This is a genomic window from Actinomyces naeslundii (assembly GCF_001956585.1).
In the GTDB taxonomy this organism is placed as follows: domain Bacteria; phylum Actinomycetota; class Actinomycetes; order Actinomycetales; family Actinomycetaceae; genus Actinomyces; species Actinomyces naeslundii.
The window spans coordinates 86876-102003 of sequence record NZ_MSRR01000007.1 but is presented as its reverse complement, the minus strand read 5'-3'; the positions used below and the strand labels follow the sequence as shown (position 1 = coordinate 102003).

Sequence of the window (15128 nt, the reverse complement as noted above, 5' to 3'; positions counted from 1 at the left end):
GTTGTCTGCCGAGTGCCGAGCAGGTACAGACCGTAGACTAAGACGCGTTTCAGGTTTCTTCCAGGAATGGCGGTAGAGTGGGGGACAACGCCACCGGAGCCGGAGAACTGGCATTGCGTGGCGGGAATGAATCCACGACGTGAATGGTTGTGCTAGACGATGAACAACACGACTCACCCCCGCACCACTCGCCCGATCAACAACCGGATGCCGATGCGCCAGGGACCCGGGGCAGGGTACGGTGTGTCCGTGGACACCCCGAAGCAAGAGAATGTCGTCCTGCGCCGCGAGATCGGAGAAGTTCTGCGCGGCGTCCGCCAGCACCAGGGGCGTACGTTGCGTGAGGTCTCCTCACAGGCCCGCGTATCCCTGGGATACCTCTCCGAGGTGGAGCGCGGTCAGAAGGAGGCGTCCTCTGAGCTGCTGGCCTCCATCTGCCAGGCCCTCGACGCGCCCCTGTCCATGGTGCTGCGTGAGGTCTCCGACCGCATCGCCCTGACCGAGGGCGTCATGATTCCGGACACAGTTCCCGATGAGCTTGTGCGTCAGCAGGGGATCGCCCTGAGGTGATCGTCCGCTGCAGGCCTCGGTGAGGCGTCCCTGTGGCGTCTGCGACCTGCGGCCGATGAGCTGACCTTCCCCGGCGGTGGGGCCACGCTGTGTGGGTCCGCCGCCGGGGTGTCTGTTGAGAAGAGGGGGAGTGGTGAAGCACTCGGAGTTCTGGGGCGCTGTCGAGGCTGTCTTCGGCTCGGCCTACGGCCGGTCGCTGGCGCAGGACCTGGTCCTTCCTGAGTTGGAGGCGACCTGTGTGCAGGCGCTCGACGATGGCGTAGCGCCGGAGCGTGTGTGGGCCCTGCTGTGCGAGGAGACTGAGCGCTCGGACGCCGAGCGGTGGATCTTCCGTTCCGACCCTCGCCGCTGAGATGGGGTGAGGGGTGGTGCAGTCGACACGCGCGTGACGATGATGTCGTGATCGAACAGGTGTTCGGGTACTGTTCTCCACGAACGACGGCGACGCACCTGAAGTCCACAGGGCTGATGAGGGGCGGAGATAGATGTCAGTGGTCAGGCATACCGTCGTTGGTGAGCCCCGGAGAGGGGACCTCGCCGAAGTGACCAGTCATGTCCGCCGCGGCTGTGAGCCGCCCCGAGAACCGAGGTAGAACAAATGCCTGCTGCCAGCCAGACCCAGGACCGTTCCAAGGCCCTGGCCACTGCCCTCGCCCAGATCGACAAGAACTTCGGTAAGGGCTCCGTCATGCGTCTGGGGGACGATACCCGTCCGCCGGTGTCCGTCATCCCCACGGGCTCTGTTGCTCTTGATGTGGCCCTGGGGGTCGGAGGGCTTCCGCGAGGTCGCATCATCGAGGTCTACGGGCCGGAGTCCTCCGGAAAGACCACTGTTGCCCTGCACGCTGTGGCCAGTGCGCAGCGGGCCGGCGGCAATGCCGCCTTCATCGATGCCGAGCACGCCCTTGACCCGGTTTATGCCAAGGCTCTGGGCGTCGACATCGACAACCTTCTGGTCTCCCAGCCGGATACCGGTGAACAGGCCCTGGAGATCACTGACATGCTTGTGCGTTCGGGCGGCCTGGACATCATCGTCATCGACTCCGTGGCGGCCCTGGTTCCCAAGGCTGAGATCGAGGGGGAGATGGGGGATTCCCACGTCGGCCTTCAGGCTCGTCTCATGAGTCAGGCGCTGCGCAAGATCACCGGGGCCCTGTCCTCCACCGGCACCACTGCCATCTTCATCAACCAGCTGCGCGAGAAGATCGGTGTGTTCTTCGGCAACCCGGAGACCACCACCGGCGGGAAGGCCCTGAAGTTCTACGCCTCTGTGCGCCTGGATGTGCGCCGCATCGGCGGGCTCAAGGACGGCGACCAGCCCGTGGGCAACCGCACCCGCGTCAAGGTTGTCAAGAACAAGATGGCGCCGCCCTTCAAGCAGGCCGAGTTCGACATCCTCTACGGACAGGGCATCTCCCGGGAGGGCAGCTTGCTGGACCTGGGCGTGGACAACGGCGTGGTGCGCAAGTCCGGGGCTTGGTTCACCTATGGGGAGGATCAGCTCGGTCAGGGCAAGGAGAACGCTCGCAACTTCCTCAAGGACAATCCGCAGCTGGCCGCTGAGATCGAGGAGAAGATCCTCGCTGCCCTGGGAATCGGCGAGCCCGGCCGCAAGGCCCGGGAGGCCGAGGAACTCGCCGCAGCCGAGGCGGCCGTGGCCGCAGCCGCCGTCCCGGTGGAGAGCGCTGATGCCGCTGCCACGAGTGCTGTCAAGACCGCCCGTGGACGCGGGAAGAAGGCCGCAGGCTCCACCAAGGCGTCCAAGAGCGCTAAGACCGCCAAGGAGACTGCGGCGGAGGATGCGGACACCATCTTCGGTGAGGATGCCGGCGGGTTCTGATGCCCTGGATCACCCCTGATGCCCACGCGCAGGCCGTCGAGGCGGCGCGGGAGATCGTTCTACGCCGCCTTGACCGCAGCGCCGCCCCGCGGGCGGCCTTGGCGGACCTGCTCGGGCGCAAGGAGGTGGACCCCCGCGTGGCCGCCGAGGTCCTGGACCGCCTGGAGGCGGCTGGAGTGATTGATGATGCCGCCTATGCAGCCCGTCTGGCTCGCACCCGCTTCGCGGAGAAGGGGGCGGCCAGGCGGGCCATCGCCGAGGAGCTGCGGCGCAAAGGGCTGGGGGATCGGGACATCGCCGCAGCCCTCGACCAGATCGACTCCAATGATGAGGACACGGCGGCCCTGGCGCTGGCTCGCAAGAAGCTTTCCGCCACGCGCCACCTGCCCTGGGAGATTCGCCGGCGTCGCACCGCGGCCATGCTGGGCCGCAAGGGCTACAGCCGGGAAGCCGCTGTGCGTGCCCTTGAGGCGGCCTTCGCCGAGGAGCCGGACTGAGAAGCGGTCCCGTCACCAGGTCCTCAAGGGACTGAGGCTTTCTCGCCGGCCCACTAGGCTTGCCCCATGACTCAGGCGATTGCGGCCACTGACGGCTCTCAGACCCCGGTTGACCTTGGCGCGTTGGCGGCCTCGGCGGGAATCGCTGCCGAGCACGTTGTTCCCTATGGTCACGACGTGGCCAAGATCGATCTGCGCGCCCTGATTCCTTGTGGTGAGGGGGCCGGGCACAGGATGGTCCCGGCAAAGCCCGCTACATCGTCGTCACTGCGATCACACCGACGCCTTTCGGGGAGGGCAAGACCACCACGGCCATCGGACTGGCTCAGGGGCTCACTCGTCTGGGAGAGCAGGCCGTCCTCACCCTGCGCCAGTCGGCCATGGGACCCACCTTCGGCATCAAGGGCGGGGCCGGCGGCTCCGGGGGCGCCCGCATCCTGCCGGCCGAGCGGATGAACCTGCACCTGACCGGCGACTTCCACGCCATCACCGCCGCCCACAACCTCCTGTCGGCGATGATCGACAACCACCTGCACCACGGCAATGAGCTCGACATCGACGAGCGCACCATCACCTGGCCCCGGGTCCTGGACGTCAACGACCGGGCCCTGCGCCATATCGTCACCGGCCTGGGCTCCAAGGTCGATGGCGTCACCCGGCAGGCATCCTTCGACATCACCCCGGCCAGCGAGCTCATGGTCATCATGTCGCTGGCCACGGACCTGGCCGACCTGCGCAAGCGCCTGGGGCGCATCGTCATCGGCCGAAGCCGCGGCGGAGAGTGGATCAGCGCCGAGGACCTCAAGGCAGCCGGTGCCATGTGCGCCGTCCTGCGCGACGCGCTCGAGCCCAACCTCCTGCGCACCGGTGAGGGCACCCCCGTCCTGGTTCACACCGGCCCCTTCGGCAATATCGCCACCGGATGCTCCTCGGTCATCGCCGACCGCGTCGCTGCAGCAGGAGCCAGGGATGGCGGCTACATCCTCACCGAGGCCGGCTTCGGATCCGACATGGGTCTGGAGCGCTTCGTGGACCTCAAGTGCGCCGTCTCCGGGATGCACCCGAGTGCCGCCGTCGTCGTGGTCACCATCAGGGCGCTCAAGGCCCACTCCGGCCGCTACCGCCTCGTCAGCGGCAAGGACCTGCCCGAGGAGATGCTCCAGGAGAAGGTCGAGGACGTACGCACCGGCGCGGCCAACCTGCTCAAGCACCTTCAGATCGTGCGGGGCTTCGGCATCACTCCGGTCGTGGCCATCAATGTCTTCCCCACCGACCATGACAGCGAGGTCGAGGAAGTGAGGAGCATCGCCCGCGAGGCCGGTGCCCGGGTGGCCGTCTGCCACCCCGTGACTCGAGGAGGTGAGGGCTGCCTCGACCTGGCGAGCGCCGTCGTCGAGGCCTGCCGGGAGACCGGCGATGCGGTCTCCATCCGCCCCGTCTACGAGCCTGAGGATGACCTGCGCACCAAGATCTCCAAAGTGGCGGCTCTCTACGGAGCCGACGGTGTGGACTACACCTCTGCCGCGAGCAGGTTGCTGGACGACTATGAGCGCGGCGGTTTCGGGGGCCTGCCAGTCATTGTCGCCAAGACCCCGCTTTCCCTGTCCGCTGAGCCCGGCCTCAAGGGTGTCCCCACCGGGTGGCGTCTGCCGGTGCGCGAGGTGCGCCTGGCCGCCGGGGCGGGTTACGTCTGCGTGATCTGCGGCAGCCTGTCGACCATGCCGGGCCTGTCGAGCCGTCCCGCGGCCGAGCGCGTCGACGTCGACGCCGACACCGGGGAGATCGTGGGGCTGCGATGACGGTCGCGGGCCGGGCCCGGCGATATGCCGGACCCGGCCTCCGGTTGGTCAGAAGCAACCGTGCTGTTAACCCTTCTCGTGCTTGGAGGTCTCGAACAGGAGGTTGACCTGCTCGTTGTACTTCGTCAGTGTCGAGGCGGGCACCCGGTTCGCCCACAGGTCGTCCGTCGCGGGCTTCATGATGGCGGCCACGTCCGCGCCGAAGTAGGTCAGTGGGAAGAAGAAGGTGGACTTGTCCTCCAGGTGCTGGGTGAAGGGCTTGGTGGGCAGGCCAGTTTCCTCGAAGACCTTCACTGCCTTGTCAGTGGAGGAGGCGATCGCCGGGAAGACGATTCCGTGAGAGGCCACGATGTCCTGCGCCTCGGCGGTTCCCAGGAAGGCCACCCACTTGGAGGCATTGTCGATGTTGGCCGACTGCTTGGAGATCGAGTCGCCCAGCCCGTTGTACAGGGAGGCCGACTTGCCGCTGGGGCCCACAGGATTGGCCGCGATCCCGACCTTGACGTCGAGCTTGGCGTAGGTGCTGAACATCCACGAGCCGTTGAAGCACATGGCGACCTTGCCGCTGCCGAGTTGGACATCGGTGCTGGTCGTGGAGGAGAAGGCGCCACGAGGAGGCATATAACCCTTGTCCACCAGGCCGAAGTACCAGTCCATGGCGTCCTGGAAGACCTTCTCGTCGTAGCGGTAGTGGTTCCCCCACGTCTCCTTGTTCGTGTAGAACCAGTCGCCGGCCGAGCCGGTGAAGGGACTCCACTGGGTCTGGCCGTCCCCGGTGCCAGCATCCTGGATGCCCAGGCCGTAGACGGCCACCCGGTTCTTGTCGAAGCCGGGCTCGTCACCGCGCACGCCGTTCTTGTCCACGGTCAGGCGGGCGAGGATCTTCTCAAAGGTTCCGCCGTCGGTGGGGTTCCAGGACCAGCCGGCCAGATCGGCATCGGTCAGGCCCGCCTGGGTGAGCATGTCCCGGTTGTAGAAGACCGCCACGGTGTCCCAGTCCTTGGGGCAGCCGTACTGGTGGCCGTCCTCCCCCTTCCACAGGTCGATGAGGCCCTCCTGGAAGGCGGACTCGTCGACACCGGCCCAAGCGGCCTGCTTCTCCAGCGGGACCAGGACCTCCAGATCCACGAACTGGGCGAACTTGGAGATGTGGTCGGTGAAGGCGTCCGGTCCGGTCCCGGCGATGAAACCGGCTGTCAGCTTGGTCCAGTAGTCGCCCCAGGCGATCTGGGTGATATTGACCTTGATGCCGGTCTTGGCCTCGAAGGCCTTGGCGCAGGCCTCGTAGGCGGGCAGCTGGCTGGCGTCCCACATCCAGTACTCCACGGCGCCGGGTCCCGACTTCCTGGAGCCGCCGGAGCAGGCGGCCAGGGTCAGGGCGGCCGCGCCCGAGGCCAGGCCGCACAGGAGACTGCGGCGCGACAGTGAGGAGCGAAGAGGGCTGATCGGTTGAGTCGTCATCTGATGCCTCACTTGATTCCGGTAAAGCCGATGGAGTTGACGATGCGCCGGGCGAAGGCCATGAACAGCAGGAGCATCGGGAGGGCGGCCACGAGCGTGGCGGCCATGAGCCCGGCCCAGTCGGGGCCGGTCTGCGGGGCCTGGGAGCGGAAGACCGCCAGGGCCACCGTGAGCACCCGCGAGGAGTCCGTGTAGGAGACCAGCAGGGGCCAGAAGTAGTCGTTCCAGGCCGTGATGTAGGTCAGGATCGCCAGCGTCGAGATCGGGGCCTTGGCCATGGGCAGGATGAGGGTGAAGAACACCCGGATCTTCGAGGCGCCGTCGAGCAGTGCGGCCTCCTCCAGCTCGCGCGGGATGTTCATGAAGAACTGCTTGAGGAAGAACACCGCGAAGGGCGTCATGAACATGGTCGGCAGCGCCACCCCGAGGAAGGTGTCGATGAGATGGAGCTGCTTGACCAGCACGAAGTTGGGCAGGAGCGTGAAGATCGAGGGGACCATGAGAGCGCCCAGGAACACGGCGAAGACCGTGTCGCGTCCCTTCCAGCGCAGGCGGGAGAAGGAGTAGGCGGCCATCGCCGAGAAGAAGACCTGCCCGACGGTGACCAGTGTGGAGATGATGACCGAGTTGCGCAGGTAGAGCCAGAAGTTGATGGCTGCGCCGCTGCCGCCGTCGGCCAGGGCATCCTCGGTGGACTGCATGCCGAAGACGCGGGCGAAGCCGCGCAGGTTGATGTCCACCGGCAGCAGGCTGGTGGGGTGGGCCGTGATGCCCGCGTTGGAGGACAGCGCTGTACGCAGGACCCAGTAGAAGGGCAGGAGCGTGAACAGCATGATGAGGATCATCGCCGCCCAGGCCAGGGCCTTGCCGACGGTGAGCCGGCGGCCGGGGGCCTCGGCGGACGCCGCAGCGGCTGCCTTGGGGGATTTTGCGGAGGACACGGATGCGGTTGTCGTTGTCATGGGTGGTCCTCCTCAGTCCAGGTCCGTCTCGCCCGCACGGGTCATGTGGTACTGCAGGATCGTGATCGCCGCCAGGACGAGCAGCAGCCCCACCGCCATGGCGGAGGCGTATCCGAACTGGAATCGCCCGAAGGCCATGTCGTAGATGTAGTACTGCAGCACGCGGGTGGCGTTGACGGGGCCGCCCTGGGTGGCCACCGAGACGGTGTCGAAGACCTGGAAGGAGCCGATCATCGTCATGATGAGTACCAGCGCCAGGATGGGACGCAGCAGCGGGACGGTGATCCTCCAGAACATCCGCCACTCGCTGGCGCCGTCCATCTTGCCGGCCTCGTAGACCGTGTTCGGGATCGACTGCAGGCCCGCGAAGATGAGCAGGGCCGTGTAGCCCACGTGCCGCCACACGTTGATGATGGCGATGGTGGGGATGGCCATCGACGAGGAGAAGAAGTCGACGGCAGAGCCCGTCAGGGACTCCAGGAGCTGGTTGGTGATGCCCAGCGTGTTGTCCAGGATCCACAGCCACAGCATGGCGGCGACCACGTTGGAGACGAGGTAGGGCGTCAGCACGATGGATCGCACGAAGGTGGACTGGGTCAGGCGCTGCATGAGGACGGCAATGAGGAGCGCCAGGATCGTCTGCAGACCGATGTTGATGACCACGTACTCCACGGTGACGACGACGGCGTTCCAGAAGGTGTCGTCCTGGACCATGCGCTTGTAGTTGTCCAGGCCGGTGAACTCCTCGGGGGTCAGGAGGTTGTACTCGGTGAAGGACAGCCAGATGCCTCGGATGAGGGGCCAGATGTAGAAGGCGACGAGGCCGATCGTCGCCGGGAGGATGAAGGCGAGGCCGAGCTTGAGGTCGGAGCGTGGCTTGCGCTGCCGACGAGATGGTTGCTCGACTAGGGTCAAAGTTGACATCGGGTCTCCAAATCGACGGTGATGTGGGAAAACGGGTCGAAAACGGATGGGTGGGGGCAGGAACGGGCAGAAGAAGGGAGGGCGGATCAGCGACTCGGAGGATCGCCGAGCCGTCAGTCGACGGCGCTCACGCGCAGCAGGACGAGGTGGTCGGGGTGCAGCACCGGCAGTGCCAGACCCGTGGTGGTCAGGTAGGAGCCCGGCAGGGTCACGCCCTCGGCCATCCAGCTCGCCGCGAGGCTCAGCTCGGGGTAAGCCGGTGCCGCCAGACCCACGTGGTAGCGGCGCGAGGGGTCCAGACCGGGCAGCGGGCGCGGCGCCGTGGGCCAGGCCAGGAGCTGACCCAGCGAGGCGATCTCGAACAGGGCGTCGGAGCCGTCAGGGGCGACGACGCCCTCGATGCGCAGCACATCGTCGTCGGGCAGGTCCGCGTGGACCGTCACCCCCGAGTGCAGCAGACCGCGCAGCTCCTTGTGCAGCGCGATGATGGAGGCCAGGCGCTCGCGGGTTGCGTCGTCGGCCTCGGTGAGATCCCACTCCACGCCCATGTGGCCCCACAGGGAGGTCCCGGCCCGGAAGTCGAGGTCGAGGTCGCGCAGAGTGGTGTGGGCCCGCCCCGAGCCGACGTGGGTCCCCACCAGCTCGGGAGGAAGCAGCAGCGTGGTGCCGCGCTGAATGTTCTGGCGGTCGTGGGCATCGATGCAGTCCGATGCCCACACCCGCTGGGTGCGCTCCATGATCCCCAGGTCGATGCGGCCGCCGCCGCCGGCGCAGGACTCGATCTCCAGGTCGGGGAAGCGCTCGTGGAGCGCGTCCAGGAGTCGGTAGACGGCCAGGGTCTGGTCGTGGACGGCGGCCGCCCCCTGGCGTCCCGCGGTGGGGTTGGCGACCTCATGCCCTGCGGCCAGCAGGGGGGAGTTGTGGTCCCACTTGAGGTAGGCGATGTCGAGGCGCTCCACGAGGGTGGAGATGGCCTCGAACAGGTAGTCCCAGGCACCGGGGGCGGTCAGGTCCAGGACCCGCTGGTGGCGGTGCTCGGGAGCTCCGCCGGTGCCGTCGGACAGGATCCAGTCCGGGTGGGCGCGGGCCAGCTCGGAGTCGACGTTGATCATCTCCGGCTCGAACCACAGGCCGAACTCCATGCCCAGGGCGTGGACGTGCTCCACGAGCGGCTCCAGACCGTCCGGCCAGGCCTCGGGGGAGACCTGCCAGTCGCCCAGTCCCGAGGTGTCGTCGCGGCGGGAGCCGAACCAGCCGTCGTCCAGGACGTAGCGCTCGATGCCGACCTGGGCCGCGGCGTCGGCCAGGGCCTTGAGCTTGTCCAGGTCGTGGTCGAAGTAGACGGCCTCCCAGGTGTTGAGCAGCACTGGGCGGGGGCGGTCGGGGTGAGCCGGGTGCGAGCGCAGCCAGGCGTGGCTGCGGTGGGCCAGGGCGTCCAGTCCCTCGCCCCAGGAGAAGACCGTCCACGGAGAGGTGTAGGTCTGACCGGGGGCCAGTAAGACCTCGCCCGGCAGGAGCAGCTCTCCGGCTCCCAGGAGCTTGCGCCCCGAGGCTGGGTTCATCGCCAGGTGGCGGACATTGCCGGACCAGGCCGCGTGAACGCCGTGGACGCGCCCGCTGCGCCATCCGAAGCCGGTGGGGCCGGCGGCCAGCCAGGTGACGGCGTCGTGCCCCGGGCGCCCCTCCCAGGACTCGCGCAGGCGGGTGCCCGGGGTGAAGGGGGTACGCACGAGCCGGCGCTCCTGGACGTGGTGGCCGGTGGTGTCGAGCAGCTCGTCGGCGCTGTCGGGCAGCGGCAGCACCGGGGTGAGCTCGCCGACGACGAGGTCGGCTCCCTGCTCGCCGTCGGACTCGGGGCGGTCGTCGCGGACCCAGGAGCGCACGCGAACCAGGCCACAGGGTTCCAGGCGCAGCTCGGTACCCAGGGTCAGCTCGTGGGCGGCGTCGGTTCCGCTGGAGCGCACGACGAGGGCGGTGCCGGCGGGGGTGTCCTCGGAACTCTCCTCGTGGCTGAAGGCGGTGGGGTGGGGGGAGAAGGCCGTGCCGTCGGTGCGCGAGAGCGCCACGGCGGGACGCGCGCTCCAACCCAGGTGGGCCAGGGGCAGGATCGGCAGGTCATTGGTGATCCAGGCGGTGTTGGTGCCCAGGGACGTCGCTGCAGCCAGGGCCGCGTCGGTCAGGTCGTCACCGCTGACGTCACCCAGGTCGGGACCCCAGTGGCGCACCACCGGGAAACGGTCGTCGGGCAGGTCAAGGACCACGGAGGTGTCGGCTCGGCGCAGATGGAGGGTCATCATCGTCCTTCCAGGGGAGGGGAAGGAATCAGAGGCGATTCCTTGTAAGATGAAAATAATTGATGGTGCCGGATTTCGCAAGCGTTTGTCCTACAGTGTCGGTACAAAGTGGGCGGCGGTGGGCGTCGTCCCAGGTCACGGGCCGTGTGGCTCATCCGGTAGATGGCGATGGCAGGAACAGGAGCCGGCGATGGATGGTGGTGGACGCAGCCTCGGCGCCAGGGCGCTGCTCGCCCTGATCTCCGTCGGCCCCATGAGTCGCGGCGACCTCGGGGGGCGCCTGGGGCTGTCTGCGGCGACGACGACGCGCACGGTGCGCCCCCTCATCGAGGCCGGTCTCGTCGAGGAGCGGCCGCCGGCGGAGGCGGGCGGGCCGGGGCGGCCCACCCGCCTCCTGGCCGTCGCCCCGAACAGCGCCACCGTTGCAGGGATCAAGCTCACTGCCGACCGCCTCTACGCCGTCCTGACCGACCCGCTGGGTGAGGTCCTCATCGGTGACTCCCTGCCGCTGACCGAGACCGACGCCGGCTCCGTAGCTGCCCTCATCGCCTCGGTGGTGGCGCAGCTGGCTGAGCGCAGCGGTCGGCGCCCCGACGCGATCGGGATCTCCCTGGGGGCGGCGGTCGTCGGGAGACGGACCGTTGTGGTGGCCAGCTTCCTGGGATGGCGTGATGTGCCCCTGGCCGCCATGGTCTCCGAGGCCACCGGGCTGCCCTGCGTCGCGGCCAACGACGTGCGCGCCTTCGCCTACGCCGAGGCCTGGTTCGGAGCCGGCCGCGGAAAGGACCCCTTCGCCCTGGTCACCCTCGGTGCCGGGATCGGCTGTGGGGTCGTGGTGGCCGGTGAGGTCGTCTCCGGTGCGCAGGGGGCGGCCGGCAGCGTCGGACACCTGCCGGTGGATCCCTCCGGGCCCAGCTGCGAGATCGGGCACCCCGGGTGCGCCCGGGCTCTCGCCTCGACCTCGGGGATGCTTCGGGCGGCTGCTGAGCACCTGGGGCGCGAGGCTCAGGACCTGAGCCTCGAGGTGCTCCTGAGTCCTGGAATGCGTCGTCACAGCGGTGTCGACGACATCCTGCGGCGTGCCGCACTGGCGGTCGGAAGGGTCGTGGGGTCGCTCATCGCCTACGTCGACCCCGAGCTCGTCGTCGTCTCCGGGGAGGGGGTCGCCGTGGTGGAGGCTTACCGCGAGACCTTTGAGAGGGAGGTGGGCGGCCTGCGGCACTGGGCCGCGGCGCCGGTGCCGGTCCTGCTGCGTCCCTTCGAGTTCGACGAGTGGGCGCGAGGGGCGGCCGCGCTGGCTCTGGATCAGTGGACGGTGGCGGCGGGCGATCGGTGAGCGGGGGCTTCGCCGTGCGAGCGCTCGCGCTGTGACAGGAAACATGCCTGGGAAGAAGGTCCCAATATGAATTTGGACTAAGGGTGCCCTTAGATTGTGCGCATGAGCCGCAGCACCACCATTGCGCTGTCCACCGCCGGCGTCCTTGCCGCCGGCGCTGCACTCGCCCTGGCCGTCCGCCCGACCCGTCCCAACGTCCCCACCGCCTCGGCCCCCGACGGCAGGTCCCGCCCCCCGCGCGTCGTCATTGCCGGCGGTGGCTACGTCGGGTTCTGCACCGCCAGAGCACTGCGGGCCCGGCTGGGAACCGACCAGGTCGAGATCGCCATCATTGACCCTCGTCCCTACATGACCTACCAGCCCTTCCTGCCCGAGGTTGCCGCCGGGTCCATCCAGCCGCGTCACGTCATCGCCTCCCACCGGCGGTCCCTGGCCGGGTGCACGATCATCACCGGCTCCGTCACCGGCATCGACCACGCCTCACGCACCGTGACCATCGCACCGCCGGTACCGGGCTCCACCCAGGAGGAGGGCAAGCCCTACCAGATCGGCTACGACCACCTGGTTCTCGCCCTGGGCGCCGAGGCCCGCACCCTGCCGATCCCGGGCCTGGCCGAGCAGGCCCTCGGCTTCAAGCAGGTCGAGGAGGCCCTCGCCCTGCGCAACCGGGTTCTGTCCCGCATCGAGGACGCCGCCTCCACCTGGGACGCCGAGCGCCGACGTCGGCTGCTCACCTTCGTCTTCGTCGGCGGCGGCTTCGCCGGGGTCGAGGCCATCGCCGAGCTCGAGGACATGGCTCGGGCCCTGGTCGCCACCGTCGACTCCGTGGAGCAGGCGGACGTGCGCTTCATCCTCGTGGAGGGCTCGCGCCGCATCCTGCCCGAGCTGACCGAGGAGCTCTCCGGCTACGGCCTGGAGCAGCTGCGCGAGCGCGGCATCGACGTGCGGCTCAACACCTTCCTCAGCTCCTGCGTCGACGGGCACGTCGTCCTGTCCGACGGCACCGAGCTTGACGCCGACACCATCGTGTGGACCGCCGGGGTCAAGGCCGCCCCCGTCCTGAGCGAGTCCGACCTGCCCGTCGAGGCCCGCGGCCGGGTCACCACCCTGCCCACCCTCCAGGTGGCCCGCGACGGCGTCGTCGTGCCCGGGGCCTGGGCCGCCGGCGACTGCGCCGCCGTCCCCGACCTCACCAGTGAGGACCCACAGGCCACCTGTGCCCCCACCGCCCAGCACGCCGTGCGCCAGGCCGCCATCCTCGCCGACAACCTCGTGGCCGTCCTGACCGGGCCGGCCGAGGGTGATGGGACCAGTGGACAGGGTGAGCAGCGGCTGGCCGTCTACGCCCACGAGAACCTGGGCACCGTGGCCTCCCTGGGCATCGGCAAGGGCGTGGCCCGCATCCTGGGTCAGAACCTGCGCGGCTTCACGGCCTGGACCGCTCACCGCGGTTACCACGTCTACGCGATGCCCACCCTCAACCGGAAGGTGCGCATCATGATGGACTGGTTCGCCGCCGTCGTCTTCCGCCGCGACCTGGCCTCCTTCGGCTCCGTGGCGGCTCCTGGTGCGGCCTTCGCCCAGGCAACCCGCAACGACGCCAAGATCGCCTCGCGCACGAAGTCCTGAGGCGGGCCTCCTCGGTGCTCATCAGGGCTCGTCGCCCCACCCCGGCGTGCATCTGGTCACGACGGTCCGTCAGGACTGGGGTGGGGCCCCGCCGCGCCCTACACTGCTCGGCGATGACCACGCTCGCCACCACCGCCCCCGCTCTCGACGCCCGCGGCGCCATGCCTCGTACCTACCACGTGCGCACGCTCGGCTGCCAGATGAACGTCCACGACTCCGAGCACATGGCGGGTCTGCTGGAGGGGGCCGGCTACCTGCGCGTCGAGGACGTGCCCGAGGCCGCCGCCCGTGCCACCGAGGCCGGTGACGGCGGGGCCGACGTCGTCATCATCAACACCTGCTCCGTGCGCGAGAACGCCGCCACCCGGCTCTTCGGCAACCTGGGCCAGCTCGCCGCGGTCAAGCGTGAGCGCCCCGGCATGCAGATCGCCGTGGCCGGGTGCCTGGCCCAGCAGATGGGGGAGGGGATCGTCGAGCGGGCCCCCTGGGTCGACGTCGTCTTCGGCACCCACAACCTCGACGTCCTGCCCGCCCTGCTCGAGCGCGCCCGACACAACTCGGCGGCCGCCGTCGAGCTCGAGGAGTCCCTCAAGGTCTTCCCCTCCACCCTGCCCACCCGCCGCGAGTCCGCCTACGCCGCCTGGGTCTCCATCGCGGTGGGCTGTAACAACACCTGCACCTTCTGCATCGTGCCCTCCCTGCGCGGCAAGCAGCGCGACCGCCGGCCCGGTGAGGTCCTGGCGGAGGTCGAGGCCGTCGCCGCTCAGGGCGCCATCGAGGTGACCCTTCTGGGGCAGAACGTCAACTCCTACGGCGTGGGCTTCGGCGACCGTGGCGCCTTCGCCAAGCTGCTGCGGGCGACCGGCTCAGTCGAGGGCATCGAGCGCGTGCGCTTCACCAGCCCCCACCCGGCCGCCTTCACCGACGACGTCATCGAGGCCATGGCGGCCACCGAGGCCGTCATGCCCAGCCTCCACATGCCCCTGCAGTCCGGCTCGGACCGGGTGCTGCGCGCCATGCGCCGCTCCTACCGCACCCAGCGCTTCCTGGGCATTCTGGACAAGGTCCGGGCCGTCATGCCCGAGGCCGCCATCACCACCGACATCATCGTCGGCTTCCCCGGAGAGACCGAGGAGGACTTCCAGGCCACGCTCGAGGTCGTCGAGAGGGCCCGCTTCGCCTCGGCCTACACCTTCGAGTACTCCCCGCGCCCAGGCACCCCCGCCGCCGACCGCGACGACCAGGTTCCGCTCGAGGTCGTCAAGGACCGTTATCGCAGGCTTGACGCGCTCGTGCGCCGGATCGCCCACGAGGAGAACGAACGGCAGGAGGGACGCGTCGTCGAGGTCCTCGTCGCCGAGGGCGAGGGACGCCGCGACTCGGTCACTGCCCGCATCTCCGGGCGCGCCGCTGACAACCGGCTCGTCCACGTCGCCCTGCCCGAGGGCCTGGCCGAGGGCGACTACGCCGGAGGGGCCCCGCGCCCCGGCGACATGGTCAGCGTGCGCGTCACCCACGGGGCGCCCCACAACCTCATCGCCGACTCCGCCCGCTGCGGGAGGGAGCTGGACCCGGTTGCCGCGGCCGCCAATGAGGCGCTCAAGCCCGGTGACCGCCTCTGGCTCGACGACGGCCCCGCCCTGTTCCAGGTGCGGCGCACCCGTGCCGGCGATGCCTGGGAGCGCCGTCAGGCCGAGGCCTGTGCCACTCCTGAGCCCGACACCGCCCCGGTGAGCCTGGGTCTGCCCACCCTGCGCGTGGGCGCACCCGTCTGACTGAAACTCGCGTGAGCAATTCTCAGTGGACCACTGCCCTT

The 15128-nt window shown here is 69.0% G+C and carries 11 protein-coding genes and 1 pseudogene; 8 read left to right on the top strand and 4 right to left on the bottom strand.

The window, feature by feature from the left end; translation table 11 throughout:
- Window positions 1-159: 159 nt before the first annotated feature.
- From BKH33_RS04095 to BKH33_RS04075, 5 genes and pseudogenes are all read left to right on the top strand, one after another.
- Entirely contained in the window at window positions 160-570 is a 411-nt protein-coding gene (locus BKH33_RS04095; protein WP_003783200.1) for a helix-turn-helix domain-containing protein, read from the top strand.
- A gap of 133 nt (window positions 571-703) precedes the next feature.
- Window positions 704-922 (top strand): DUF3046 domain-containing protein, encoded by a 219-nt coding sequence (locus BKH33_RS04090; protein ID WP_043539354.1) that lies wholly within the window; start codon window positions 704-706, stop codon window positions 920-922.
- A gap of 246 nt (window positions 923-1168) precedes the next feature.
- Window positions 1169-2410, top strand: a complete 1242-nt coding sequence (gene recA, locus BKH33_RS04085; RefSeq protein ID WP_003783108.1) for a recombinase RecA — start codon at window positions 1169-1171, stop codon at window positions 2408-2410.
- Window positions 2410-2907, top strand: a complete 498-nt coding sequence (locus tag BKH33_RS04080) for a regulatory protein RecX (RefSeq protein ID WP_003783085.1) — start codon at window positions 2410-2412, stop codon at window positions 2905-2907. Before recA ends, BKH33_RS04080 begins: the two co-directional genes overlap by 1 nt.
- Before the next feature lie 66 nt (window positions 2908-2973).
- Window positions 2974-4706, top strand: a pseudogene (locus BKH33_RS04075) (formate--tetrahydrofolate ligase).
- A 66-nt stretch (window positions 4707-4772) separates the two neighbouring features.
- Here BKH33_RS04075 and BKH33_RS04070 read toward each other — a convergent pair.
- The 4 genes from BKH33_RS04070 to BKH33_RS04055 form a co-directional block, all read right to left on the bottom strand.
- Window positions 4773-6167, bottom strand: coding sequence for an ABC transporter substrate-binding protein (locus tag BKH33_RS04070; RefSeq protein ID WP_003783159.1), 1395 nt, complete (start codon window positions 6165-6167; stop codon window positions 4773-4775).
- 8 nt (window positions 6168-6175) lie between these two features.
- Window positions 6176-7129 carry a carbohydrate ABC transporter permease gene (locus BKH33_RS04065; protein WP_003783175.1) on the bottom strand — a complete coding sequence of 318 codons (954 nt, stop codon included), beginning with the start codon at window positions 7127-7129 and terminating at the stop codon, window positions 6176-6178.
- 12 nt (window positions 7130-7141) lie between these two features.
- Entirely contained in the window at window positions 7142-8053 is a 912-nt protein-coding gene (locus BKH33_RS04060) for a carbohydrate ABC transporter permease (RefSeq protein ID WP_003783093.1), read from the bottom strand.
- Window positions 8054-8166: 113 nt separating this feature from the next.
- The gene (locus BKH33_RS04055) at window positions 8167-10347 is read right to left on the bottom strand and encodes an alpha-galactosidase (protein ID WP_003783089.1); all 2181 of its coding nucleotides are present in this window, start codon (window positions 10345-10347) and stop codon (window positions 8167-8169) included.
- Between the two features lie 190 nt (window positions 10348-10537).
- Here BKH33_RS04055 and BKH33_RS04050 point away from each other — a divergent pair, with 190 nt between their 5' ends.
- From BKH33_RS04050 to miaB, 3 genes are all read left to right on the top strand, one after another.
- Window positions 10538-11683, top strand: a complete 1146-nt coding sequence (locus BKH33_RS04050) for an ROK family transcriptional regulator (RefSeq protein WP_076142572.1) — start codon at window positions 10538-10540, stop codon at window positions 11681-11683.
- A 102-nt stretch (window positions 11684-11785) separates the two neighbouring features.
- Entirely contained in the window at window positions 11786-13312 is a 1527-nt protein-coding gene (locus BKH33_RS04045) for an NAD(P)/FAD-dependent oxidoreductase (protein WP_076142570.1), read from the top strand.
- 113 nt (window positions 13313-13425) lie between these two features.
- On the top strand, window positions 13426-15087 hold the full coding sequence (miaB, locus tag BKH33_RS04040) for a tRNA (N6-isopentenyl adenosine(37)-C2)-methylthiotransferase MiaB (RefSeq protein ID WP_076071162.1): 1662 nt from the start codon (window positions 13426-13428) through the stop codon (window positions 15085-15087).
- The last annotated feature ends 41 nt before the right edge of the window (window positions 15088-15128 follow it).